Below are 24,319 nucleotides of genomic sequence, written 5' to 3'. Positions count from 1 at the left end.
ATCACGCCTGGGATTCAACTCCCAGGCAAATCGCTAAATGGGGTTAAAATCACAGCAAATTAGTCAATGCGCCAGCCTTCCCCCTCCAACTGCCGGCACGCTTTCAGTCCCAAGCTGGGATTTTGGCGATATTCTTCCTGTGCAACCCAAACACTCACCTGTTGATCCGGTGCAACGGAGTAAAGGTACTCCACCGTTGGATCGTAAGCCAAGCTCACTTTTAAATTAGAGAAATCATCTTCACAAATCTCAAACCCAAAGCGGACAACAATCTGAGCCACTAAACACTCAGGTGTATCACAGTATTCTCCAGCGGTTTCTCTCTCTTGCAAAAATTTTTCTAGAAAGGGTTTGAGGATACGTCGAACTTTGTCGGGGCTTCCATTCCGACTGGCGTAGATGATTACGGGATTCCCTTCAACAATGATGTGGCAGGGGGTGGCCATCTGTTTGACTCCTAGTCTTCTGTTGATTGCCGCTTCTTTGGCAGGGGTATGAGCTATCTTGATATGAAAAACTTGTGTTTGCCCATCTGAAACCATTAGATCACATCTGACAGCACGTTAGTAGGAGGGTTTGGAGTGAACGCAGCGGAGAAGGCTCGAAATATTGAAGTGGCCAGCAAGATTGCGACGGTGGTTAATTTATTTAAGTCAGAGTTTCCAGATATAAGGGTAGATCTTAAGCCCTGGATGAATGATCCCGATACTCTGGAACTCGTCGATCCAGATTCTATTGATATTGGCTTCCATTTCCCCGGCAGAAGCCGGTTGTTTCAGAGTCGCAGTATTTTGGTTCAGATTCGCTTTTATGAAGATCCGCTGGATGAACACCGGCGTGCGATCGGGGTAGAAGCTGCTGGATTTGACCATCAAGGAAAACAGTGGCGATTTTCCACTGTGGACAGCTGGCAGTTTGTTGGGCTATCTGAGCCGGCACCTAGCGCTGCTGATATGCTGAAACACTTTTGCCGGCAGGTTTTAGATGTGTTTAATAGTCCGGGGAATTAGGGGTTTTTGGGCATGGGGCACTAGCCGCAAGTGTTGTTGCTGCAAGCGCTGGGGTAGGTAGATTGGTAGGTGCTTGAGCGTTTACCAAATATGGTGTAGCGGTTATCACGAATTTGTTCATAGAAGCGATCACCGGCCCACTTTAGCCCCGGCAGTGCTCGATAGGCTTCCACAAACACGTAGCCGGCGGGTAACAGCCGTCCAATTTCTTCTGCGGCATCACTGCCTTGCCACCGGCGCTGGGGATTGCCGGCGTCGATTACAATCATCCCCAGTTCACAATCTTGCGGCGTGACGCCAAACTGAGTGAGCGCCTGTGGATCTTGCATGGGAATGTAGGTAAATAGCTGGCCTTTGTCTAAATTTTCTAGCTGCTGCACCAGGGTGACACACAGATTGCAATTGCCATCATAAATAACGTGGTAAGGCATGAAAACCCAAATTCCTTAATAACATAAACTACCTACTCCTATTGTAATTCTAGAGTTTTAAATAATTGTTGTTTTGCCTGATGCTCCATTACGCAGTAAATTTTAAACTTATAGAAAAATTAAACGATGAGCGAGCGCTCTCATCTCATGGGTAAGCAAAGCGTCTTTGAAGCAAATGTTCCGGCGACTTCAACGCTAATGATAGAAACAAGAGGTTTGTCTTAGTGATTTTTTTATTTGAGCTAATATGAATCTATTCGTTTTTCTCATAAAAATAAAACCCTGAAATTTACACTTTATTTGATTTAAAAAAGTTCAAAAGATTTGCTACAAAAATTTTCCAGGTTTCTTGTACAGCGAGAAGGGTTAATCTCTCTAAATTGTACTTAAGTTCTGGTAATTGATTAGGTTAAAAAACAGCACTGATTAGACCTCTTGCGAAATTCAAAAAAATGAGGAACTGTAGGTTGGGTTAAGCATAGCGAAACTCAACATCTATCTGGGCGGGGATTGAGTTGACAGCTAACGTTCCTGCTGAGGGGCTGCGAATAACCTCTGCAAACCTAGCCAATATATATCATCAGTCCACTCCAGCAGGGTTGTTATACCGAGCTAATTATTTAATGCTTATGATGTTATTTTTAATAACTCAAAAATGGCTATAGGGTATTCATATTGCTCTTGCAAAGACTTTTTTATCCAAGAGTTGATGAAACAAGACAGTAACTTTTCCTTAGCTACCCAACTTATTCCACTCACCTCTTTAGTCTTATCTTGTACAATTGGACAACTATCAAATACGCATCTTTCATATAAGGCTCTCAAGAAATCATAACCAATATGTCCATGACATATCCATCTCACCAAAGAAATTGAGGCTCTAGAAACTTGGTCGTTATAAGTTGCATAGTGCAATCTTATATCTTGTGCTTGGGAGGCTGAAATTTGTCTTTTAAGGAGTTCCTCAATCCAATTATCAAGATTGAACGTTATTTCCCTAGTCGAAGTGATTTCGAGAAGTTTGTACTCAATTGTCGAACTAATTTTAGATAAAACTTGTGCTTTTGTTGCTGCAAGCCCAATTGAGCAAGCTATACGGAGAGTGTGCTGAAAAGATTCCTTAAATAACTCAATTGCCTGATTTGCATATACTGTAGTTGAAAGAGATTCGAGGACTTCATAAAGTATAGATAAATCGAAGATATAGTTTTCTATGGAATGACCTCTTGATCGAACAAGCCGCTTAATTATTTCATGAGATTCAACCAAATCTTGTAGTTCGGAATCAACATCACAATCCCATTTAAATTTGTGCAACTCTCTGTCAATAAAGCCAACGAAACCATCTGCATATGGTTGTCCATAAACACTGTTAGCAATGAATTCCACTTTCTCTCTATTATTTGATAACAACTGTAATTCATCTCCTTGTACTTGTATAAGACTTTCGGCAGAATCTACAAGAACTTCAAAATTTTGGCTTTGGTTGTTTTCAGTTAAAAAATCTTTGCATAATTTGTCAATTAAATATTTGTCATCTCTTCCTTCAACAAGAATATGCTTAGTTTTACTACTAATACTGTTCCTTAAATACACTCGATAAGATTGTGGATCGTACTTAGTAGCCATTAAAATACCTCACCGTCCTCTTCAACAAATCCATTGTTGTTGGTATTTTCAGATGAACAGGTAATTGTTGGCTCAAAAATTATTACCCGCTCTTCATAATCTGCTCCAATTACGGGTGAGTGTGTACAAACTATGATTTGTCGCTCTCCAAGCTGCTCGGACATTTTCTGAAGAAGATGCCTTTGCCAATCAACATGAAGAGAAATCTCTGGCTCATCAATCAAAACTATTTCCTGCTTACTCATATGAGTGGCAGCATAAATCAGTGTTACTATTTGACGTTCTCCTGATGATAATGCGCGACGAATACCAGGTATCGTGTTTGGAGTTCCTGCTTCAAATTTTATTTCTACTGATGACTTTCGCCTCAATATGGGTTCTGTCGAACTAATTTCTATGCTTTTGCCTTCTAAAAATGAGTTTATGGACTCTAAATAAGTTTCAATACTTCTAAACGAATTGTCTTGAACTGAAACAACTTCTCTAAGAGCCTTTCGATAAATATTTAGTACTTGCTCTGCAATTCTCTTCTTTTGGTTATCCACCTCGAAAGAAGATACAGAACTACGGAGCTTCGTGATTTCAGGGGCTGCTTTTAAGGCATATTTTTCTAGCTTTTTGACTAAGGAGTTTATTTCTTCAATAATCTCTTCAGACTCACCTTCCTCTGCAAGGGTGTATTCAGTAGAAATTGAGTTTTTAGATAAAATTTGAAATATGTTTGGAAGTAATTCTCCAAAATATTTTCTATCAGCACGCGTCACTTTAAATAATGCCTCATCTATTTCTTCACTTAGTCCACGTTCTATTTCAATGGGTGAAGGATAGTTTAGACTTGGCACAAAGGAACCGAATAGTTCACGAGCAAATTTTGTGCTTAAAATCTGTATGTCTTTGGGATTTCGTGGCCTCAATTCTGCTGAAGCCCATGCTTCGATCATTGTTCTAAAAGCGGGAAAATACGCAACTGGAAGTATAGGCTTAACTTCCTCCTCATCATCATCTTCTTGTAGTTCTCTTAACTTTCGCTCCCGATAAGCAGATAAGATACGCCATTCTTCTCTATCTTGATCCAGCTTCAATCTCTCTCTTGTTGTTGAAATATTTTCTGCAACGCTCTCATCATTGACAGTCACATTAATATTGCTATCTTCCTCAACTTCCTTCTTTGAAATAACAATATTGGTGTCATCATTAAGCTGAACCCTAATTGTTCTAAACTCTGTGCAAGCAAATCGCTTATAGTCACCGTTTAGCAAGTTGGCTAATATGTGGAGTAAGGTTGTTTTTCCAGTACCATTTTTACCAAACAAGACATTTACACCTTCTTGGAATTCTTGATCAATATCAAAGCGTCCAAGAACTCCCTCTGCCTTAATATGCTTAATATAGCGGTGCATGACTTTAATGACTCCAGGTTTCAGCGGTGAAAACTGAGAATACGTTTGTTTCTACTACTATACAAGCAGCGATCATTATTTCCCACCAATATTTAACCATTCAACTGCGCTCAGCCGAGAACCTATGCCCACTTGATCATCATAACCTATAGATAACATTTTACTGCGTCCCCATAGACAACTTAACTTAGCGGTCTAACTATTAATGGGCTGATGGGAAAGAAACTGTCTAATCCAAAGGTTTCTAGTGTATGGAGATGGATGAGAAAGCCGGCAAGTTGACGCTAATGGAATGCTTTAGCTATAGGAAAAAGCATTCCAGTCATTAGATTCAGAAGTAGCAGAATGTGCAGACGATGGCAAGCCGGCGGTGATATTTATGAAACAAACGGCTCACACTCATTTCCTTCAGGCTTCGAGTAGGCAATGCTTTTGTAAGGTTTTCTGGCCTTAAGCAAATTAGTGCGACCGCCCCTCGCTGTAGGTTGAGTTGAGTCTGTCAAGTCCTTACTTGTGAATCAGTAAGTAACGTGAAACCAAACATGACTCGATTGGGCGATCGCGATTGACTAGCTATAGAACAAAGTAAACCTTGAGACTTAACATCTGCACTTAAAGCTTCTTGAAGTATCTGGCGACTGGAAATAGCTCAAAGCCTACCTTTTCATAGGTGTGACGGGCTGGGGCATGACCGGCATCACCTCCAGTCTCAACCATCGCAATAGACATCCCAGCATCTTTCATCCAAGCCAGAGCGAATTCTATCAAAGCACTACCAATGCCGCGACCTTGAAAATCTGGATCGACAGCAACCATATCGAGCATACTACAATACTCTACAAAGTCTGATAGCTTGGCTTTGAATGCTTACAGATAACTTTTAGGCTACTTTCGCTGATTAACTAGCAATGACCCCAGTGTGGGAAGCAACATCTTAAGGCGTTGAGGAGGGCTTGATGAGCAAAACAGGATTAGGCATTCAAGAATTACTGTATTATGAGCGATCGCAAATTCTAGCCATTGCCCAAAAGCACGGAGCCTACAATGTACGCGTATTCGGTTCAGTAGCGCGGGGCGAAGCGACCCCAGAAAGCGATATTGATTTGTTAGTGGATTACGATTTAGAAAAAATTACGCCTTGGTTTCCAGGTGGGCTATTGCTTGATTTAGAACAACTACTCAATCGTAAGGTTGATATCGCCACAGTGGATATGTTGAAAGAACGCATTCGCGAGCGCGTTTTGCAGGAAGCTGTACCACTATGAGGCGAGAAGCCGAACGGCTGCAAGATATATTAGATGCAATAGCCGCAATTGAACGATATGCAAGCCAAGGCAGGCAGGCATTTGATAACAAAGAATTGATTCAAATTTGGATTGTTCATCACCTGCAAATTATTGGAGAAGCGACAAATGCGTTATCGCCCGAGTTAACTAGCCGATATTCGTCCGTGCCTTGGGCGCAAATTGTAGCGTTTAGAAATCTTGTAGTGCATGAATATTTCCGAGTCTCGCTAAACCTAGTTTGGGCAATCGTACAGAATAATTTACCTCCGTTGAAAGTAACAGTAGAACAGATTTTACAGGAGTTACCAGAGGCGTAAGTTCAGCACTATTGTATTGTAGGAACGAGCGCTCTCGCAGTGTTTGGTCGTTCAAGCTCCTATTAATTTTCTCACTCCTTCAAGATAGAAAAGCCGGAGATGTTCGCTAAAAGCAGTAAAGTCAGGGTCGCCGTTTAAAGGAGTCCTTAATAGTTCAATTTGCTCTCCCTTTACCTCTGCCAACAAAACGAGTTCGTTTCCTGTTGCATATCCTGTAAACTCAGGAAAAAAATTATTGGGTAAAAATTCGTTGGTAATGCCGTGACTTTGCGAGAACCTTAGTTTAGCCCAGTCTATTGTAACCCGAGCAATACCGCGATTTTTTAAGTATATTGCATCTGCATCGTGAATTGTACCAAAGCCTTCGCCAAGTTCGCCGACAACAGTTCGACTTACGTTAAAAAGCTCCTTAACGAGCTGTTGAGCAAGTTTTTTAAAAGACTGGCGTTGGGCATAATCAGATGAAGTTGATACTTTATTTTGGATTTGAGCAATATATTGTTCGGCATTATGAATGCTCTCATTTGTATCAAGGCAAGCTATCAAGGCTTGTTGTAGCTCGGGTATAGATTGCCAGCGGTAGTCGATGTGAGTTACAAATGCTCTGTCAAAAATTCTATTCACTTTAGCCAGTAAATCGGAAGGGCTTTTCAACAAAGCTTTTTGATTTTCCGGTCTTTGATGGGGCTTTCTTCCTTCATGGTCGAGCAAAGTGACCGGAGGTGAGCCGACGATCGCAAAAAACAAAATCCCACAGCATTGTGTAATATCCGCTCTGGGGTCGCGCTGCATACTGCTGTTTACCTGAAGCTCGGGAAGTGCTAAAAATCTGTTTCCGAGCTGCTGCCAAGGCTCTGTCAAAATAGTCCCGTCAGCATCAGATTCATTAAATGAAATGCCAAAATCTATGACAACTGGATCGGCGATGTTATCGCGACGCATAATAATGTTGTCCGGTTTGATATCTCGGTGTACAATCCCAAGTTTGTGACAGTATTGTATAGTCTCTAGAAGTTTCAGAACAAGATTAACAGCCTCCGCAATCTCCATACGTGGAGCGGGGTCTAGGATTTGTGAAAGTGTTTTCCCTTCAATGAATTCACCAACCATGTAAAGCGGAACATCGGAATCAAATTGGTCGGAGTTTGATTCAATTAATCGCGGGATGCCGGGGCAATCGAGGGTACTTAACGCAGCAACCTCTCTGTGCATTCTCTTGCGTCTTTCAGCATCATTCTGATTTTTTAGTTTTTTTAATACAAAACTCTGAGACAAAACTGTAGAATCTTTAGATTTGACAAGAAAAGTATCTCCTTGTCCGCCGCCCCCAATCGATTTGACTATTTCCCATTTTTCATCCCAAGGTTTGTTTTTCTGTTTGCTCATAGTCTTTCTCCTTCTTTTTAAACTTTAGTTACTGGCGACAGGGAATAGCTCGAAGCCCACCTTTTCATAGGTGTGACGGGCTATTTCATGACCGGCATCACCTCCAGTCTCAACCATAGCAATAGACATCCCAACATCATTCATCCAAGCCAGAGCGAATTCTATCAAAGCACTACCAATACCGCGACCTTGAAACTCTGGATCGACAGCAACCATGTAGATTTCACCCATGCTGTCCTCTGAGTGTAGTTTCACGGCGACAAAGCCCACAGTAGAGCCGGCATTGATAGCAACCCATACATTCGTGTCTTCCGCAGCACACACATCCAAGGGCAGCTTTTTGCCGGCTCACACGCCAATGATTGGGATAGAATGCCTGGTACACAGAGCGCGTTCATCGCCTTCTGAATCGAATCAAAGACCGGAGTCCATGCCCGAAGCGAAAGACGAATAACAGCATCAAGGTGGCGAGGGTCGTATGGTTCAATTTGCATTCCCACATCAACTCCAGTTAACTCTGCAAGCTTTATCGAGCATACTACAATATGCTACAAAATCTGATCGTTTGGCTTTGAATGCTTACAGATAACTTTTAGGCTTATGTCTTGAGGGATATTGCTTCTTTGCCAAAACAAGCCAAAGTTATGAATAGAGAGCTTTATAAAGTTTGCGAGCTATGGCGTTTCATCAGCAATACGTCGGTATTGAACAGCCAGCCATCGGTCAATTGATTCGAGAACTCCGGCAAACCCTGAAGCTGACTCAGGAAAAGTTTGCGGTTCACCTTGGGGTATCCTTCCCAACAATTAATCGCTGGGAAAATGGATATGCAACTCCCTCTCCTTTAGCTCTTAAGCAAATTGAGGTGCTTTTGAATCAGCTATCGGAGTCAAGTGATGCCACGGTACGAGAACGCTGCCAGTCCATGCGAAGGAAGTATTTTGTATAAGGAACTAAACGCATGAGGGCGGAAAAATTTAGGGCAATGGCTGAGAAGTTATTTGTTGGGGGCGGTGAGTTGGGGGCGTTGCTGCGATTGCACGATTGGTCGCAAACGCCATTGGGTGCTGTCGAAACCTGGTCAGACGACCTGAAAACGGCAGTGCAGATTTTACTAACTGAACTTGATCAAACCAAATCCCCCGGACAGACGCAGCCAGACGCCCAAGAGCGACAGGATAACTCTGCTGTCCTACAGGCGGCAAATCAGCTCAATGCGTTCCGAGTCAAACTGGCAGAAGCCCTCCGCCCGCTCACCGATGCTTCAGAGATACAAGTGATCGCCGCTCGCATTTTGGGTGAATCTTTAGGGGCAAGTCGTGTCATTTACATCGAAGTGGTGCCGGCTAGTGAGGAGGTCATTGTTCATTGCAACTACACCAGTGGTGTAGCCCAGTTGAGCGGACGATACCGCTTGGAGGACTACCGACGCAACCTAACTGCTGACCATCAGGTTGGGGACACCCAAGTTGTAACCGATATTCCCAATAATCCGAAATATACGGATGCTGAAAAGACGAGATACCGCGAGATTGATATTGCTGCACACATTGATGTGCCGCTGATCAAAAACAATCAATTTGTTGCCCTGCTTGCCGCTCAACAATCCACGCCGCGTCAGTGGACGGAAACCGAGGTCAAACTGGTTGAAGAAACCGCAGAACAGACGTGGGCAGCCGTTGAACGTGCTTATGCTGAAGCTGCCCTGCGCGAGTCGGAAGCAAAATATCGCACCTTGTTTGAGTCAATCGACGAAGGTTTTTGTATCGCCGAGATATTGTTTGATGAGAACAACACGCCAGTTGATTACCGCTTCTTAGAAATTAATCCAGTATTTGAGCAGCAAACCGGATTGCAACAAGCCGTCGGTAAAACAGTGCGTCAGTTAGTGCCAGATCTAGAAGACTTTTGGATCGCAACCTACGGCAGAGTTGCCTTAACGGGTGAACCCATTCGCTTCGAGAATCGTTCTGCGCCATTGAAACGATGGTTTGATGTTTATGCCTGCCGCACTGGAAAACCGGAAGACCGAAAGGTAGCGATCGTATTCAAAGATATTACCGAGCGCAAGCGCATCGAAGACGACCGTAAGCAGGCAGAAGCAGCCTTGCGATCTTCAGAAGAACAACTCCGCTTATTTGTCACTGCCAGTTCAGGCATCGTGTATAAAATGAGCGCAGATTGGAGCGAGTTGCGTCACCTAAATGGTAAGGATTTTCTTGCCAGCACTGAGAACCCAAGCGGGACATGGGTCGAACAGTATATTCCGACCGAGGATCGCCCGCAGTTGAGGGCTGCAATCCTTGCTGCTATTCATAACAAAAGTACGTTTGAGTTAGAACACCGAGTCATTCAGCTAGATGGGACGATTGGCTGGGCGTTTTCGCGGGCGATTCCACTGTTGAATGCACAGCAGGAAATCATTGAATGGCTGGGGGCAGCAAGCGATATCACCCAACGCAAACAGGCAGAGCTAAACGCCGACTTTCTTGCTACGGTGACTCAGAATCTGATCGAAGCAAATGGTGTAGATGAAATTCTTCAGACAGTTGGCGAACAGTTGAATCGTTATCTTCAAACGTCTAGATGTGCCTTCGTCGAAATCAATGAGCAAGCCGACGAAGCGACAATCCAACAAGATTGGCACCAGGAAAATGTGTCGAGTTTAGTGGGTGTTTATCGGCTGCCAGACTTTTTGACAGAGGAATTTTTCCAGCTCGCCAAAACTGGAAACCCCATTGTGATTCGGGATGTTTTCACCGATACGCGCATTGCCAACCCACAGCAATTTGCAGCCCTCAACATTGGTTCGTTTATTAACGTGCCTTTGATCAGAGACGGCGAATGGAAATTTACGTTGGGCGTTTATCATCAGGAACCCTACCACTGGCGCAGTGATGAGATTGAGTTGATGCGCGACCTGGCAAACCGGATCTGGACAATGATCGAACGTGCTCGTGCTGAAGCCGCCTTGCGTCAGAGTGAGCAACGGTTTCGGCTGATGGCGGATGCCGTGCCACAAATCGTTTGGATTACAGATACGGAGGGGCGAACTGAATTCTTCAACAAGCAATGGAGCAACTACACGGGCGTTCCTTATGAACAGGCGACAGCAACAGAGGTAGCTGCTAATTTTGTTCACCCGGAAGACGGTACTCAAACCATAGAGGCGTTTAACGAAGCGCGACGCACCGGCAGTATTTTCTCGGTCGAACACCGGATTCGCTCAGCGGCAGGAACCTATCGCTGGTTTCTAGTGCGTGCCGAGCCTTACCGAGATCCGCAAACGGGTGAGATTATTCGCTGGTTTGGTGCATCTGTCGATATCCACGAGCGCAAGCAAGCTGAAGCCACGATTCTGCAACAGGAAGCGCAATTTCGCCAACTGGCGGACGCAATGCCGCAACAGGTTTGGATTACCGATGCTCAAGGCAACACGCAATACGTGAACCAGCAATGGACAACTTACACCGGGCTGACACTGGAGCAAACTCAAGACATTCAGTATGCGACTCAAATCATGCACCCCGATGACTTTGAAGCAACAAGGCAACTGTGGAGTACCGCTCTTGCAATGGGAACGCCCTACCAAGCTGAATTTCGCCTGATGCAACAAGCCGACAATACCTACCGTTGGTTTCTCTCCCGCGCGATGGCCATTTATGACGAACAGGGACAAATTGTGCAGTGGTTTGGCACTAGCACGGACATTGAAGAGTTCAGACGCGCCCAAGTTGAACGAGAACAACTCTTACAGCGAGAAAAAACTGCGCGAGAAGTCGCCGAGAACGCCAACCGGATCAAGGACGAATTCTTAGCCGTGTTGTCTCATGAATTGCGATCACCCCTGAACCCGATCTTAGGTTGGACACAGCTACTGCAAACCGGCAAACTCGATGAAGCCCGCAAAGCCGAAGCCTTAAAAACGATCGAACGAAATGCGAAACTCCAAACACAGCTAATTGAAGACTTACTTGACATCTCCCGCATTATGCAAGGCAAGCTGTCGCTAACAGCGGCTCCCGTTAGTTTGACGTTTGTCATTTCTGCGGCGATTGAAACTGTGCGTTTGGCAGCAGAGGCGAAACACATTAGACTACAGCTCGATCTTGACTATACAGTTGCGCCGATTTCTGCTGATGCTGCCCGTTTACAGCAGGTCGTCTGGAACTTGCTGAGTAATGCGGTCAAGTTCACCCCTGCTGGTGGACAGGTAACAGTTGAACTGAGGCAACTGAATCAACTGGCTCAAATTCGAGTCATCGATACGGGTAAAGGGATTAATCCGCAGTTCTTGCCTTACTTATTTGAGTATTTTCGACAGGAGGATGGTTCAACCACCCGCCGGTTTGGAGGATTGGGATTAGGGTTGGCGATCGCGCGGCAAATTGTGGAAATGCATGGGGGAACCGTGCGAGCCGAGAGCCAGGGTGAAGCGCAAGGCGCAACCTTCATTGTGCAATTGCCGGCGATGAAACAGACAGCATCGATCGTATCTGAACTTGTCGAGACCAAAATAGATGCAGGACTACCGCTAGAGGGCATTCAAATTTTACTGGTAGACGATGAGCCAGATACCCGTGAGTTTCAAGCGTTTCTGTTAGAACAAAACGGGGCAAAGGTGATAGCCGTTGCTTCTGGCTTAGAAGCATTGCAAGCATTGGAACAATCGATTCCCGATGTGCTGGTAAGTGACATTGGAATGGCTCAGATGGACGGCTATATGCTGCTCCAGCAAATTCGGTCGCGACCACTCCAGCAGGGTGGAATGATTCCAGCTATTGCGTTAACTGCCTATGCCGCAGAAATTGATCGACAGCAGGCACTTCAGGTCGGATTTCAAGCTCACATTACAAAGCCTGTAGAGTCAGATGTATTGGTGAAGGCCATCTCAATCTCGCTAGGACGCATCTAACTCGCTACTTTTCACGTTTAGCAATTCGTTACGTCTGGCCTCACAACCTCCACTTACTGCTCTGCCGGCAGCTTGTAAATCTCACGTTTTACCTGAACCACCAGATCGCGGACTCGATTGGTTTGCTCTAAATTGCCACGTCGAGCAACTTAGGCGAGCGCATCATTCAACTGGGTTAAAGTACGCTTCAACTCGATGTGATCACTTCATGAGACAGGTGATCGATTCTCTTCTATTCGGCTTTTTTTTCTTAGGGCGTTGATTTTAGAGCTGTGTTATTGCCTCTCACCGGCTACAGGGATTCAAAGATTGCATCGAAACCTTCTAAAGTCATACATTCTTCTACAAATTCCTCAACATCGCTAACACTTTCGAGCTTGTATTCCATGATGCGTCGCTCATCACTGGGCATTTTTTTAGAACTTAATAAGGTTGCAGGATATTTAGCAGCAATTTCCTTAAAGGCAATGGCAGAGTTGCGCCAACCTTCAGCAGAACATCGAATCATTACTCGCCACATAATTGTTACTCTCGTTATGGTTTGCTGACAAACTGTTTGTTAATTATTGTGACACGCTTCAGGCCGGCTCAACTGATTCTCCCACTCAACATTTAAATATGAGCTGGTGTTGTTAGCTACAGTTCTTCAGCGCAGTCTGGTTGAGAATAAGGTTTCAGCAACAGGACAGCGTTGAGTTGTCTGTCAATAAACTGGCAAAATGAAACCTCGCATTATTGTCTGTGGTCTTGGTCGCACCGGCTATAAAATTTTCTGTTTGTTGAGGCAACAGGGCGCTGACGTTGTTGGCATCAGCGATCGCCCGCTTATCCATGAAGGTGCTGATATCATTTTTGGAGATTTGCGCGAACCTTCTACCTTGCTAGCCGCCGGCATTCGGGACGCGCAAACCCTAGTGCTTGCCGGCGCTGACGATGCTTTAAATTTAGCCATTCTGGTTCAGTCGCGGGTACTCAATCCCCGGATTCGGATTATCAACCGGCTATTCAATACCAGTTTGGGCGATCGTCTCGATCATACTGTCGGCGAACACGTCACCATGAGCGTTTCTACCCTAGCCGCCCCAGTTTTCGCGTTTGCAGCATTGGGAAAACAAGCGATTGGCCAACTGCGGCTGTTTAACCAAACATGGCCTATTCATGAAGAATATATCGATGAAAATCACCCTTGGCTAGGCCGGCATCTTAGTCATTTGTGGGAAAATCGCTCGCGGATGCTGATTTACTATCTGCCGGTGAATGGGCGCACAGATTTAATTTCTGCAATGAGTTATGGGCAAACATTGCAAGTAGGAGATCGTCTGATCGTCGCCTCTCAACCGCGTGTGCGGATTGCACGTAACTCGGTGATTCAAAAAGTCACTAAATTTTTTAACAGTTTGCAACAATTTCATCAGCACACGCGGTCAACTTTGGCGGTTCTCCTCAGCCTACTTGTCACAATTTTAATTGCCACAATTACCTATATTTGCGTTAATTCCAATACCTCGGCAATCGATGCCCTTTATTTTTCTGTAGGGATGATAACGGGTGCCGGTGGCAATGAAAAAGTTGCAGAACACGCACCAGAAAGCATCAAATTATTTACGGCTGTGATGATGTTAGTCGGTGCCGGCATCATTGGAATTTGTTACGCCCTTCTCAATGATTTCGTATTAGGAACTCGATTCACACAAGTTTGGGATGCCACCCGAATTCCCCAGCGAAGTCACTTCATTATTTGTGGTTTGGGGGGCGTTGGATTGCGAATTGCCGACCAACTTAGAATGAGTGGTCATGAAGTGGTTGTGATTGAGCGCGATCCCAACTGCCGGTTTATAAATACCGCCCGTTCCCTGAAAATTCCCGTTATTCTAGGGGATGCTAGTGTAACGACCACACTGAAAGCAGCCAATATTGATTACGCCGAAGCGCTGATCGCGGTGACAAGCGACGATACAGGGAATTTAGAGATTGCACTCACCGCCAAAAGTTTAGCCGGCAAATTGCCAGTGGTGGTGCGAAATCAAGACCCTCAATTCGCTCGAATGGTGGAACAAGTTTTTGAGTTTGAGGCAGTATTAAGCCCAACAGAATTGGCTGCACCTTCCTTCGCTGCTGCTGCTTTAGGCGGAAGAATTTTCGGCAATGGAATGACGGGCGACAGCCTTTGGGTGGCTTTAGCGACGCTGATTACACCCAGTCATCCTTTTTACGGGCATCGAGTTCGAGATGTGGCAATGACGGCAGACTTTGTACCCCTATATATTGAAAGCAATTGCCAATCAACTCACGGTTGGGATTTACTCAACTCATACCTCAGCGCCGGCGATGTTTTATATCTCACCATGCCGGCAACCAAGCTTGATCAGTTATGGCGCACTCAAGCTTCGGATGCAGCTTCAAGTTTTGAACCAGATATCTCTGTTGCAACCAAAACTGAGCGAATCAACCCGCCTGTACGTGAATCAGGATTAAGAAGCACTTTTTCTTCTTGAATACTCATCTCTAAAATTTTTAATTTTTTTTCCTTTAAAGAAACCTCAACAACAAATAACTTAAGAATTGGGAAAATTCCCCACTGCAAACTGAGCTACGGTGTACACACATCTGGTGATCAACCTCAAAAGGCTGGAATTCGCCCCCCTAACCCCCCAATTCTGGGGGGAACCGGAATATCAAAGTCCCCCAATTTTGGGGAGCCAGTGCGGTCTTGGGGTCTCCCCAAGTGGAGCAACTGGCGTGGATTTAGGGGGCTAATAAACCTCAAACGTCAGTAGAGAAGACTTGTGTGTACACCGTAGCTGCAAGCTGAGTGGGGAATTGTTCATTGAATGTTGATCAATTGAACCGGCAATCTAAACGTATTTAAAGTAACTACTGGTGAGACTCAAGTTTGTTGCGCCTCCCTGAATCACGCCAATGAGTTCATCCTTAATAGAACCGCTGCCGGCAAGAATTTGGGTGCCGGTGCTTGATTGGAGAAGTTGATAGTTACTGGCACTGCCGTAGAGTTGAATTTTATCCTCATTGCCATTAAAGTCCGCAATAATTGCGTAGTCCATTAATCCCTGAGACGTTAAACCGGCATTTTTGTAATAACCCTTTGTCCGATCTCCTAAAACAAAGGTATCAGCCCCACTTTCACCCCGAAGCAGATCCACTTCGCCAACTCCGGGAGTGATGCCGGTGGCATTAACGCCAATTAGCGTATCACTACCGATACCACCATAGAGACTATCATTGCCGGCGCTACCGATGAGGGTATCATTGCTATCTTGACCATATAATTTGTCATTTCCTAAGTTGCCATTGAGAAAGTCAGATCCAAGTCCCCCATAAAGACTATCGTTGCCGGCAACGCCATCAATAATGTCATTGCCATCGTAACCGTTCACCACATCATTATTTGCAGTGCCAAGAATGGGGGTATCTGTTGTTAGAGGCGAAGTATTGCTCAGCTCAAATGCGCCCATATCAAACTTGCCATCGGAACGCGCAATTCCGCGCTGATCGATGGTTAAACCAGTAACACTTACACCTGCATTAATTGCAGGACTTCCACTCAGCAACCCATGCGTTAGAATGCCACCGCCATTGTCTTGTAGAGAACCGAGTTTGGGATCAGCAATCTTAATACTATTCGTGACATTAACATCCGTCGAATCATTAGGATTTTTCGGAGGAAATTGAATATTTCCGCCGCCATCAATTAACGGAGCGCCCACGTGTTGTTTGATCTTCCAAATATTGCCGCCCGTATTTTCATCGAAAATTGAATTTTTGACGGTGACATATTGATTTTGGCCCCAAAATGCGCCGCCCATAAAACCGGCATGATTATTGGCAACGGTTGTGTTGATAATGTTGCCGGCGCTGGAGGTATTAATCATCATTGCGCCGCCTAAACCGCTGGTGCCATCTGTCCCCTGTGCTTTATTGCCAGAAAAGGTGGAGTTGATAATTTTCCCGGGTGATTTTTCTGCGACCCACAAACCGCCACCTTGAGTCAGCGCTGAGTTATTGGCAATGGTGCTGTTGCTGATGGTGTATTCTGCATTGCCAATTCGGATGCCGCCGCCGAGAGCATTGCCGGTACCGTTTTTAATGACTTGATTGTTAATGATCGTGCTGCCTTCAACAACGATTTTGTCTAGGGCATAACCAAACAGAAACATTGCCCCACCTTGACCGGCTCCTATATTGCCTTCAAATCGGCTATTGCGAATGTTAATAGTTCCGCCCATAGAATCGTTCGTAAAGGCGCTAGCACCATCGGTATAAATTGCTCCACCAAATCCGCTGGTAACGGTTCCCGAACTGCCGGCTGTGGTGTTGTTATTCAAAAATGTTGAATTTTCAACCGTTAGCCCTCCCAATAGGCTGTTAATCGCCCCGCCGTTAATGCCTTTGTTGTTCGTAAATACACTGTCTTTAACAACGAGGCTGCCTTCACTTTTGGTTGCGATCGCACCGCCGCCTCTTTCTTGGTTGCCGGCTGTGCCATCATTGCCATCAAATTCGCTATTAATCACCGTTGTTTTGCCCCGCCAACCCGTAAAGATTCCGCCGCCAAACTGGGCAACGTTGCTGTTAATTTGGCAATTTTCAACGGTTAATGTGGTGTACGATGCCGTTTTAATGCCGGCACCGGCACCAGCTTCATCAACGCCACTCGCTTTGCCATTGGCGATAATCAGATTCCGCATTGTGACATTAATAGCAGTATTATCCGGCGCAGTTTTTAACTCGAAGACGCGCGTTGCTTTATTGCCACTAATGCTTAAGCCGGCTGCCCCTGTGCCATCGATGATCAGGTTTTTGTTGATGTCTAATTGACTACTGAGAATAATGGCTTTTCCGGCAAGGGTGGATGAAAAATGAATGGTATCTCCTGTCTTTGCAGAAGCAATGGCTTGTCGCAGTGAACCGATTCCACTGTCTGCATTCGTGGTTACAGTGATGATACTCATGGTTAATCTTTTTGATTCAGTTAAGGTACGAATGTTTGCTCGTTAAATTCAGGGATTCTCTGAATCGAGAATCCCTGAAATATTGACCTAATCGGAGCGATAGCATTAGACAAAACTCCCGTTTCCTCTTAGGAGATGTCTGCAATAGCTATCCCGAACCAATTTAAAGAAAAACCAAAACCTAGCTCTACAAAACTTACACAGTGACTTTTTAAATGTCAAGGGAGGTCACGACACTTGCTACAGGGTAAATGAAGTGTTACCCTACATCAACAACAATTTAAACGTACTTAAAGTTGCTACTGCTGACTGTTAATCCGGTCGTATCTCCTTGAATAACTCCAATCAGTTCATCCTTAGTAGCAGCACTGCCGTAAAAGATTTGGGTGCCACTGCTTGACTGAACCAATTGATAGTTTGCTGAACTACCTTTGAGCTGGATAAAATCTTCAGTGCGGTTGAAATCAGCAAGAATGGCATAATCACTCAAGCCTTGAGTAGCGGTGCCGATGTTATCGTAAAAAACCTTTGTGGCATTCCCTAGCACGAATGTATCTCCACCGGCTTCACCCCAAAGCCGATCAATTTCCCCGCTTCCAGGAACCGTCGCACTGGCGCTAACCCCGGTGAGAATGTCATTACCGGCACCGCCGTAAAGGCTGTCATTACCACTGCTGCCGGTGAGGGTATCATTGGCATCTTGACCGTATAACTTATCGCTTCCGGAACCCCCATCAAGCGAGTCTATGCCGATTCCGCCATAAAGCAGATCGTTGCCGGTGCCGCCATTGAGCTTATCGTTTTCGGTGCCGCCATCCAGCGTATCGTTGCCGTCGCCACCTAGCAGGCTATCGTTGCCGGCACCACCAACCAGAGAGTCAGCGCCCAAACCGCCGCTAAGGGTATCGCTGTCAGCGCCGCCATTGAGAAGATCGTTACCGTCTCCACCATCAAGAACATCAGTGCCGGCTTGTCCGAATAGCTTATCTGCGCCGATACCACCGTAAAGAGTATCGTTGCCACCGGCACCGTCTAAACTGTCATCGCCATCGTTGCCATTGAGAACATCGTTGCCGGCAGTCCCCACGAGGGTATCGTTCTGCGTTACAGTCGTGGTGCTGCCTAGCTCAAACGCGCCACTATCAACGATTGCGCTGCCATTATTATCCCCATCTTTGGGACGCAGCTCACCGCGCTGATCGGTCGTAGGTGCGCCGGTATTTATCCCTTTATCAATTGCCGCACTTCCTGATAGCAAAGCATGAGTTAAAACGCCGCCGCCGTTATCTTGCAAAGCCCCAAGTTTGGGATCTGCCAGCGTCACAGATGCCGTTGCATTGTAATCATTAGAAAGATTCGTTGCTTTAGGCGGCCATTGAATATTACCCCCACCATCAGTTAACTGGCGAGTAGTGTTGTATTGAATCTTCCAAGGATTCGTTGCCGTGTTATTGCTAAAAATCGTGTTTTTCACCGTAATCGGGTTAGAGCCGGCTAATATGCCACCTCCAACCCAGCCGGCTGAGTTATTAGCAATGGTGGTATTGGTAATGTTCGCTGCTTTGTCGGTGCCTCCGATGCGAATTGCACCGCCATAACCTTTGGCTGCATCTTCTGCAATGTTGCCGGAGAAGGTACTGTTACTAACCGTAACTCCTGCGTTATTTGCCCACAATCCGCCACCTTGAAACACGGCTTTGTTATTGGCAACGGTCGTATTCTTAACGGTTAAATCTACGTCTTGATGGTAGATGCCACCGCCTAATGAACTACCGTTGGAGTTTTTGATGACTTGGTTGCCAAGGATTGTAGAATCTTCAACCGATACCGTTTGCGGTTGATAAGCGCTGAGATTCAATGCGCCACCAAAACCGGCTGCTTTGTTACCTTCAAACCGGCTTTTGCGAATAATAATGCTGCCCGGTTCATTTAAACCATTCGCACCATCGGTATAGATTGCACCACCGTTGCCACTTTGATAACGTCCGGCTGGGTAGGCAGCGCCGGCTGTGGTGTCGTTATTAACAAAGCTGGAGTTTTCGACGAGCAAACCCGTATTGAGGACGTTAATTGCACCGCCGACAATGCCTTTGTTGTTGGTAAATTGACTACCTTTGACGACGAGATCACCGCCAACTGTGGCAATGCCGCCAGATCCGCGTTCTCGCATGACATCTGTGGTGCCGAATGTGCCATTATTGGCATCAAATTTACTGTTGATGACGGTGGTTTTGCCACTGGTGCCGGCCATGATTGCGGCACCTTTGGTGGCACTATTGTTTTTAAATTCGGTGTTTTCTACGGTTAAGGTTCCCAGATATCCCATGCGGATGCCTGCGCCGCCATCTGCATCCGTGGTTTTGCCGTTAGCAATGGTGAGATTTTTGAGGGTGATATTGAAGCCTTCAGGAACGAGATAGCGCCAATCGCTATAAAAAACGCGGGTGGCATTATTTCCACTAATGGTTAAATTCGTTGCTCCAGCTCCATCTATTGTCAAATGTTTGTCGATTTCTATCTGACTTGTGAGGCTAATCGTTTGATTGGCAAGGCTGGATGAAAACTGAATGGTGTCGCCGGCTTGTGCGGAAGTGATTGCTGCCCGCAGTGAACCGACTCCACTGTTTGCATTCGTGGTTACAGTGATGATACTCATGATTTAATCCTTTTAATTCAGTTACGTTGCGAATGTTTGCTCGGTAAATGTAGGGAATTCCCGATTCAGAGAATCCCTGCGATATTGACCAGATAGGGGCGATAGCCTTGAGCAAAACTCCCGTTCCCTCTCATGGGATGTCTGCACTTGCTATCACAAACCTATTGGAAGAAAAACCAAAACCCAATTGTCAAAAACTTGCAAAGTGACCTTTTAAATGTTGAGTGCCGGCCACTGTGGAAAGGTGCGGCGGGGCAAATGAAGTGTCGCCCCGCAAAAATAACAATCTAAACGGAAGCCAAGTTGTTACTGGTGAGTGTTAGCCCAGATGTATCTCCTGGGACAGTTCCTATCAGTTCATCTTTGGCAGAATCGTTGCCGTACAAGATTTGAGCGTTACTTCCCGACTGTTGGATCTGCATCAAATCCTGGCTGCCGTTGAAGTTAGTCATGATCGCATAATCACTCAATCTCTGAGATGTGATGCCGGCATTCGCTAGCAGGAAAGTATCTGCAACGCTATCACTTGCAGTCGCGGCAGTAGCGTTACCGCCTGTCAGAATGTCATTGTCAGGAGTGCCGGTGACACTATTCGCGCCCTGTTGAGCCGGTGGCAGGGGTGCAGGGCCGGGTAAGAGGATATCATCAGTGGCATAGATGACATCATTGCCGTCTCCACCGTTGAGAAAGTTTATACCGGCACCGCCATAGATGGTATCGTTGCCGCCGCCTCCATCAATCGTGTCATCACCGGCTTCGGCATAAATAACATCGTTACCTGCACCTCCATAGATGACATCATTGCCGCTACCGCCATAGATGGTATCGTCGCCGTCGCCTCCATCAATCGTGTCATTGCCGGCTTCACCATAGATGACATCATTGCCGCTAGGTGCCGGTGTGGGGGTAATGGTATCGCTGCCACCACCACCAACTACGGTATCTGCCGGTGTGGGGGTAATGGTATCGCTGCCACCACCACCAACAAGCGTGTCAGTCGGTGTGGGGGTAATGGTATCGCTGCCACCACCACCAACAAGCGTGTCAGTTGGTGTGGGGGTAATGGTATCGCTGCCACCACCACCAACAAGTGTGTCAGTCGGTGTGGGGGTTATGGTATCGCTGCCACCACCACCAACAAGTGTGTCAGTCGGTGTGGGGGTTATGGTATCGCTGCCACCACCACCAACAAGTGTGTCAGTCGGTGTGGGTGTTATGGTATCGCTGCCACCTCCACCAACAAGTGTGTCACTCGGTGTGGGGGTTATGGTATCGCTGCCACCTCCACCAACAAGTGTGTCACTCGGTGTGGGGGTTATGGTATCGCTGCCACCACCACCAACAAGTGTGTCACTCGGTGTGGGGGTTATGGTATCGCTGCCACCACCACCAACAAGTGTGTCAGTCGGTGCCGGTGTTATGGGTGCGCCGGCATTCAGTCCCCCAGCTATACCAATTGCCGCACTGCCTTCAAGCAAGGCATGGGTTAAAAGACCATTGCCGTTGTCCTGCAAAGGGCCGAGTTTAGGATCTGCAAGGGTAATTGTTGCCGTTGCATTGTAGTCGTTAGAAAGATTCGTTGCTTTAGGCGGCCATTGAATATTACCCCCGCCATCAGTTAACTGGCGAGTAGTATTGTATTGAATATTCCAGGGATTCGTTGCCGTGTTATTGCTAAAAATCGTGTTTTTCACCGTAATTGGGGTAGAGCCGGCTAATATGCCACCTCCTACCCAGCCGGCTGAGTTATTAGCAATGGTTGTATTGGTAATGTTCGCTGCTTGGTCGGTGCCTCCAATCCGAATTGCACCGCCATAACCTTTGGCTGCATCTTCTGCGATGTTGCCGGAGAAGGTGCTGTTGCTAACCGTAACTCCTGCGTTATTTGCCCATAATCCGCCACCTTGAAACACGGCTTTGTTGTTGGCAACAGTTGTGTTGTTAATCGTTAGCTCTACGTCTTGATGGTAGATGCCACCGCCTAGGGAACTACCGTTGGCGTTTTTGATGACTTCATTTCCCAGCACGATGGAATCTTCAACCGATACTTTTTGCGGTTGATAAGCGCTGAGATTCAATGCGCCACCAAAACCGGCTGCTTTGTTACCTTCAAACCGGCTTTTGCGAATAATAATGTTACCCGGTTCATTTAAACCGTTGGCTCCATCGGTGTAGATTGCACCACCGTTGCCACTTTGATAACGTCCGGCTGGGTAGGCAGCGCCGGCTGTGGTGTCGTTATTAACAAACGTCGAGTTTTCTACCAGTAATTCTGTATTGAGAACGTTAATTGCTCCCCCGACAATTCCCTTGTTATTGGTAAATTGACTGCCTTGAACGGTAAGTTCACCGCCGACTGTGGCAATGCCACCGGCACCGCGTTCTCGCATGACATCTGTGGTGCCAGATGTGCCATCATTGCCATCGAATGTACTATTGAGGACGGTTGTTGTCCCACTGGTGCCGGCCATAATTGCGGCACCTTTCCCTGCACTATTGTTTTTAAATGTGGTGTTCTCTACCGTTAAGTCTCCCAGATATCCCATACGAATGCCGGCACCGCCATCTGCATCCGTGGTTTTCCCGTTGGCGATGGTGAGATTTTTGAGGCTGATGTTGAAGCCTTCCGGAACGAGGTAACGCCAATCGCTATAAAAAACGCGGGTGGCATTATTTCCACTGATGGTTAAATTCGTTGCGCCCGCCCCATCTATTGTCAAATGTTTGTCGATTTCTATCTGACTTGTGAGGCTAATCGTTTGATTGGCTAAGCTGGATGAAAATTGAATCGTATCGCCGGCTTGTGCGGAGGCAATTGCTTCGCGCAGTGAACCGACTCCACTGTCTGCATTGGTGGTTACAGTTAGAATGCTCATACTTTTTTGAGTCAATTAATTTGCTGAATTTGCTCAAGCGAAATGTTTACAGGATGCCCGATTTAGGCAATTCCTGAGCGATTAACTGAGGGTGATAAATCTTGCAAAGTGGCATTTTCTCTGAGTGCGGCTCTAGATGCCACTGTTGAAACATTCAACGAGTAAAATGGAGTGTTATCCCGTATCGCTAGGGTCTTAAAAGACAGTAAAAGAGCGGTTGCTGAGCGTTAACATGATCCAGTTGACGGTTTCGATTGATTGCAACTCGTAATTTGGTTGCGTTTGCATCAAAGGTTTTAAAGTCATAAACCATGCGTTTGATTTCTCTGCCTTATGCAAAATCCGGTTTTTTGGTTATAGCCGGTTGCAATGATAATGCTGGGATTGCACTCCCAAGAACACGACGGCAGGCGTTAGCGAGCGCTGCGGCAAAAAGCGAAGGCGCTTTAGTTTCGTCGATTGCGTAGTCTAAATTTCTCTCACCGGCAGCAAAAGCAGTGCCGGTTAAGTCACAAGAAAAGACTGATATCCAATGCTGCAACTGATTTGCATAGTGGGCTGGATTAGCTAAATTTAGCTGAAATGCACCTATCCGCCCACGCTTGGGATTACCGCGAAAAACATTTTGCAAGATAGAAATCGGAATGTAATTCTCCAATGCTTCACTGATTCGCCCAAACCCATCTTTTTTGGCGTCTGCTATCGGAGATTTTGATTTGAGTGATAATCCAGCGGTAAGACTTAGGAAGTATTTAATCGCTGAATCGATAAAAACGACGCTTTGTTCATTTGCAGCCATCTCATTTTCTCCATCAGTTGCTTAGCTCAATTCAACGAGCGCAAAGGCAGTTGAACGTTTTGCTTGTAATGTTTGTAGAAGCACCTCTGGAGACGAGTAACCCGGTATCTAGGTCAACTCTTGGGGGCTACGCCCTTTAAGAAATCAACAAAACTCTATAATGTCGAGTTTTTTATCTACACACCTGATTGACTGCTCAAGCTATGTACACAATTATTTTATGTTTTCTCCAAATCATCATCCGTAATCATACTGAAATTTTAAAGATTCGTCTTTTTTGCAAAAATTCTGTGTGTCCGTATAAGTAAGTAGTGGGCGTTAGAGCGGCTGTATTCACGTTATATCAAGGTTAAAAATAGCTTAGTTAAAGGGGTAGGGTTAACAATATCCACCCCAAGGTAGAGGTTATTTAAAGATTTTGTAAAGTCGCGCAATTTGAAAGGTGAGTGAATTCTAAAAATTCCAATTTTTTAAGCAGCCGAGATGCTCAACCTGACGAGGTTTCAAACTGAGATTAGAGGGTTATAGAGGCTAAAAATTAACAATATCCTCCTCAAGGTAGACGCTATTTGAATGCTCTAAACGTTTTTTTGCCCTAGATTTGTCAGTCAGCCGGCTTCCCGCAAGCGTGTTAACAGAAAAAC

19 protein-coding genes are annotated in these 24,319 nt (G+C 45.8%); 6 read left to right on the top strand and 13 right to left on the bottom strand.

Annotation, left to right across the window (positions count from 1 at the left end; genetic code table 11):
• Nucleotides 1-59: 59 nt before the first annotated feature.
• The gene (locus H6F73_RS16350) at nt 60-446 is read right to left on the bottom strand and encodes a histidine kinase (protein WP_190759805.1); all 387 of its coding nucleotides are present in this window, start codon (nt 444-446) and stop codon (nt 60-62) included.
• 135 nt (nt 447-581) lie between these two features.
• Here H6F73_RS16350 and H6F73_RS16345 point away from each other — a divergent pair, with 135 nt between their 5' ends.
• Complete coding sequence (locus H6F73_RS16345; protein WP_190671457.1) at nt 582-1,010, top strand: hypothetical protein; 429 nt, start codon at nt 582-584, stop codon at nt 1,008-1,010.
• A gap of 20 nt (nt 1,011-1,030) precedes the next feature.
• Here H6F73_RS16345 and H6F73_RS16340 read toward each other — a convergent pair whose 3' ends face one another.
• The 4 genes from H6F73_RS16340 to H6F73_RS16325 all read right to left on the bottom strand — a co-directional run bounded on the left by H6F73_RS16340 (nt 1,031) and on the right by H6F73_RS16325 (nt 5,295).
• Nucleotides 1,031-1,441 carry a DCC1-like thiol-disulfide oxidoreductase family protein gene (locus H6F73_RS16340; RefSeq protein ID WP_190759804.1) on the bottom strand — a complete coding sequence of 137 codons (411 nt, stop codon included), beginning with the start codon at nt 1,439-1,441 and terminating at the stop codon, nt 1,031-1,033.
• A gap of 627 nt (nt 1,442-2,068) precedes the next feature.
• The gene (locus H6F73_RS16335; protein WP_190759803.1) at nt 2,069-3,070 is read right to left on the bottom strand and encodes a DUF4435 domain-containing protein; all 1,002 of its coding nucleotides are present in this window, start codon (nt 3,068-3,070) and stop codon (nt 2,069-2,071) included.
• A complete protein-coding gene (locus H6F73_RS16330) occupies nt 3,070-4,470 on the bottom strand; it encodes an AAA family ATPase (RefSeq protein ID WP_190759802.1) in 1,401 nt (466 codons plus the stop codon). The genes H6F73_RS16335 and H6F73_RS16330 overlap by 1 nt, the downstream gene beginning before the upstream one ends.
• A gap of 612 nt (nt 4,471-5,082) precedes the next feature.
• A complete protein-coding gene (locus H6F73_RS16325) occupies nt 5,083-5,295 on the bottom strand; it encodes a GNAT family N-acetyltransferase (RefSeq protein WP_242072512.1) in 213 nt (70 codons plus the stop codon).
• A gap of 131 nt (nt 5,296-5,426) precedes the next feature.
• Here H6F73_RS16325 and H6F73_RS16320 point away from each other — a divergent pair, with 131 nt between their 5' ends.
• Nucleotides 5,427-5,735: a nucleotidyltransferase domain-containing protein gene (locus H6F73_RS16320; protein ID WP_172189046.1), complete on the top strand. Its 309-nt coding sequence runs from the start codon at nt 5,427-5,429 to the stop codon at nt 5,733-5,735.
• On the top strand, nt 5,732-6,073 hold the full coding sequence (locus tag H6F73_RS16315; protein WP_190759801.1) for a HepT-like ribonuclease domain-containing protein: 342 nt from the start codon (nt 5,732-5,734) through the stop codon (nt 6,071-6,073). Before H6F73_RS16320 ends, H6F73_RS16315 begins: the two co-directional genes overlap by 4 nt.
• A gap of 51 nt (nt 6,074-6,124) precedes the next feature.
• Here H6F73_RS16315 and H6F73_RS16310 read toward each other — a convergent pair whose 3' ends face one another.
• From H6F73_RS16310 to H6F73_RS26060, 3 genes are read right to left on the bottom strand one after another with little or no spacing between them, the layout of a single operon-like run.
• Nucleotides 6,125-7,459: a serine/threonine-protein kinase gene (locus H6F73_RS16310; RefSeq protein WP_190759800.1), complete on the bottom strand. Its 1,335-nt coding sequence runs from the start codon at nt 7,457-7,459 to the stop codon at nt 6,125-6,127.
• A 24-nt stretch (nt 7,460-7,483) separates the two neighbouring features.
• On the bottom strand, nt 7,484-7,729 hold the full coding sequence (locus H6F73_RS16305; protein WP_347239560.1) for a GNAT family N-acetyltransferase: 246 nt from the start codon (nt 7,727-7,729) through the stop codon (nt 7,484-7,486).
• Nucleotides 7,711-7,953, bottom strand: coding sequence for a hypothetical protein (locus tag H6F73_RS26060; protein ID WP_199330651.1), 243 nt, complete (start codon nt 7,951-7,953; stop codon nt 7,711-7,713). Before H6F73_RS26060 ends, H6F73_RS16305 begins: the two co-directional genes overlap by 19 nt.
• A 182-nt stretch (nt 7,954-8,135) precedes the next feature.
• Between H6F73_RS26060 and H6F73_RS16300 the strand changes: the two genes are divergently transcribed.
• Both H6F73_RS16300 and H6F73_RS26055 read left to right on the top strand, forming a co-directional pair.
• Complete coding sequence (locus H6F73_RS16300; protein ID WP_190759799.1) at nt 8,136-8,408, top strand: helix-turn-helix transcriptional regulator; 273 nt, start codon at nt 8,136-8,138, stop codon at nt 8,406-8,408.
• A gap of 36 nt (nt 8,409-8,444) precedes the next feature.
• On the top strand, nt 8,445-12,374 hold the full coding sequence (locus H6F73_RS26055) for a PAS domain S-box protein (protein WP_199330627.1): 3,930 nt from the start codon (nt 8,445-8,447) through the stop codon (nt 12,372-12,374).
• A gap of 292 nt (nt 12,375-12,666) precedes the next feature.
• Here H6F73_RS26055 and H6F73_RS16280 read toward each other — a convergent pair whose 3' ends face one another.
• The gene (locus tag H6F73_RS16280; protein WP_242072511.1) at nt 12,667-12,882 is read right to left on the bottom strand and encodes a hypothetical protein; all 216 of its coding nucleotides are present in this window, start codon (nt 12,880-12,882) and stop codon (nt 12,667-12,669) included.
• Between the two features lie 211 nt (nt 12,883-13,093).
• On the opposite strand from H6F73_RS16280, the gene H6F73_RS16275 reads away from it, so the two are divergent.
• Complete coding sequence (locus tag H6F73_RS16275; protein WP_190759797.1) at nt 13,094-14,869, top strand: NAD-binding protein; 1,776 nt, start codon at nt 13,094-13,096, stop codon at nt 14,867-14,869.
• A 360-nt stretch (nt 14,870-15,229) separates the two neighbouring features.
• On the opposite strand, the gene H6F73_RS16270 is transcribed toward H6F73_RS16275, so the two are convergent.
• The 4 genes from H6F73_RS16270 to H6F73_RS16255 form a co-directional block, all read right to left on the bottom strand.
• Entirely contained in the window at nt 15,230-17,344 is a 2,115-nt protein-coding gene (locus tag H6F73_RS16270; RefSeq protein WP_190759796.1) for a choice-of-anchor Q domain-containing protein, read from the bottom strand.
• Nucleotides 17,345-17,624: 280 nt separating this feature from the next.
• Nucleotides 17,625-20,000 carry a calcium-binding protein gene (locus tag H6F73_RS16265; protein ID WP_190759795.1) on the bottom strand — a complete coding sequence of 792 codons (2,376 nt, stop codon included), beginning with the start codon at nt 19,998-20,000 and terminating at the stop codon, nt 17,625-17,627.
• A 287-nt stretch (nt 20,001-20,287) separates the two neighbouring features.
• The gene (locus H6F73_RS26050) at nt 20,288-22,876 is read right to left on the bottom strand and encodes a choice-of-anchor Q domain-containing protein (protein WP_199330626.1); all 2,589 of its coding nucleotides are present in this window, start codon (nt 22,874-22,876) and stop codon (nt 20,288-20,290) included.
• Nucleotides 22,877-23,207: 331 nt separating this feature from the next.
• Entirely contained in the window at nt 23,208-23,675 is a 468-nt protein-coding gene (locus H6F73_RS16255; protein WP_190759794.1) for a DUF4347 domain-containing protein, read from the bottom strand.
• Between the last annotated feature and the right edge of the window lie 644 nt (nt 23,676-24,319).

It is taken from the genome of Microcoleus sp. FACHB-68, from assembly GCF_014695715.1.
Classification (GTDB): domain Bacteria; phylum Cyanobacteriota; class Cyanobacteriia; order Cyanobacteriales; family Oscillatoriaceae; genus FACHB-68.
This window is presented reverse-complemented; position numbering and strand designations above follow the sequence as displayed.

What these genes read in the sequence shown, in the direction of transcription:
- H6F73_RS16350 (WP_190759805.1), bottom strand. Translation starts at nt 446, where the DNA reads ATGGCCACCCCCTGCCACATCATTGTTGAAGGGAATCCCGTAATCATC.
- H6F73_RS16340 (WP_190759804.1), bottom strand. Translation starts at nt 1,441, where the DNA reads ATGCCTTACCACGTTATTTATGATGGCAATTGCAATCTGTGTGTCACC.
- H6F73_RS16335 (WP_190759803.1), bottom strand. Translation starts at nt 3,070, where the DNA reads ATGGCTACTAAGTACGATCCACAATCTTATCGAGTGTATTTAAGGAAC.
- H6F73_RS16330 (WP_190759802.1), bottom strand. Translation starts at nt 4,470, where the DNA reads ATGCACCGCTATATTAAGCATATTAAGGCAGAGGGAGTTCTTGGACGC.
- H6F73_RS16325 (WP_242072512.1), bottom strand. Translation starts at nt 5,295, where the DNA reads ATGCTCGATATGGTTGCTGTCGATCCAGATTTTCAAGGTCGCGGCATT.
- H6F73_RS16320 (WP_172189046.1), top strand. Translation starts at nt 5,427, where the DNA reads ATGAGCAAAACAGGATTAGGCATTCAAGAATTACTGTATTATGAGCGA.
- H6F73_RS16315 (WP_190759801.1), top strand. Translation starts at nt 5,732, where the DNA reads ATGAGGCGAGAAGCCGAACGGCTGCAAGATATATTAGATGCAATAGCC.
- H6F73_RS16310 (WP_190759800.1), bottom strand. Translation starts at nt 7,459, where the DNA reads ATGAGCAAACAGAAAAACAAACCTTGGGATGAAAAATGGGAAATAGTC.
- H6F73_RS26060 (WP_199330651.1), bottom strand. Translation starts at nt 7,953, where the DNA reads ATGCAAATTGAACCATACGACCCTCGCCACCTTGATGCTGTTATTCGT.
- H6F73_RS16300 (WP_190759799.1), top strand. Translation starts at nt 8,136, where the DNA reads ATGGCGTTTCATCAGCAATACGTCGGTATTGAACAGCCAGCCATCGGT.
- H6F73_RS26055 (WP_199330627.1), top strand. Translation starts at nt 8,445, where the DNA reads ATGGCTGAGAAGTTATTTGTTGGGGGCGGTGAGTTGGGGGCGTTGCTG.
- H6F73_RS16280 (WP_242072511.1), bottom strand. Translation starts at nt 12,882, where the DNA reads ATGATTCGATGTTCTGCTGAAGGTTGGCGCAACTCTGCCATTGCCTTT.
- H6F73_RS16275 (WP_190759797.1), top strand. Translation starts at nt 13,094, where the DNA reads ATGAAACCTCGCATTATTGTCTGTGGTCTTGGTCGCACCGGCTATAAA.
- H6F73_RS16270 (WP_190759796.1), bottom strand. Translation starts at nt 17,344, where the DNA reads ATGAGTATCATCACTGTAACCACGAATGCAGACAGTGGAATCGGTTCA.
- H6F73_RS16265 (WP_190759795.1), bottom strand. Translation starts at nt 20,000, where the DNA reads ATGAGTATCATCACTGTAACCACGAATGCAAACAGTGGAGTCGGTTCA.
- H6F73_RS26050 (WP_199330626.1), bottom strand. Translation starts at nt 22,876, where the DNA reads ATGAGCATTCTAACTGTAACCACCAATGCAGACAGTGGAGTCGGTTCA.
- H6F73_RS16255 (WP_190759794.1), bottom strand. Translation starts at nt 23,675, where the DNA reads ATGGCTGCAAATGAACAAAGCGTCGTTTTTATCGATTCAGCGATTAAA.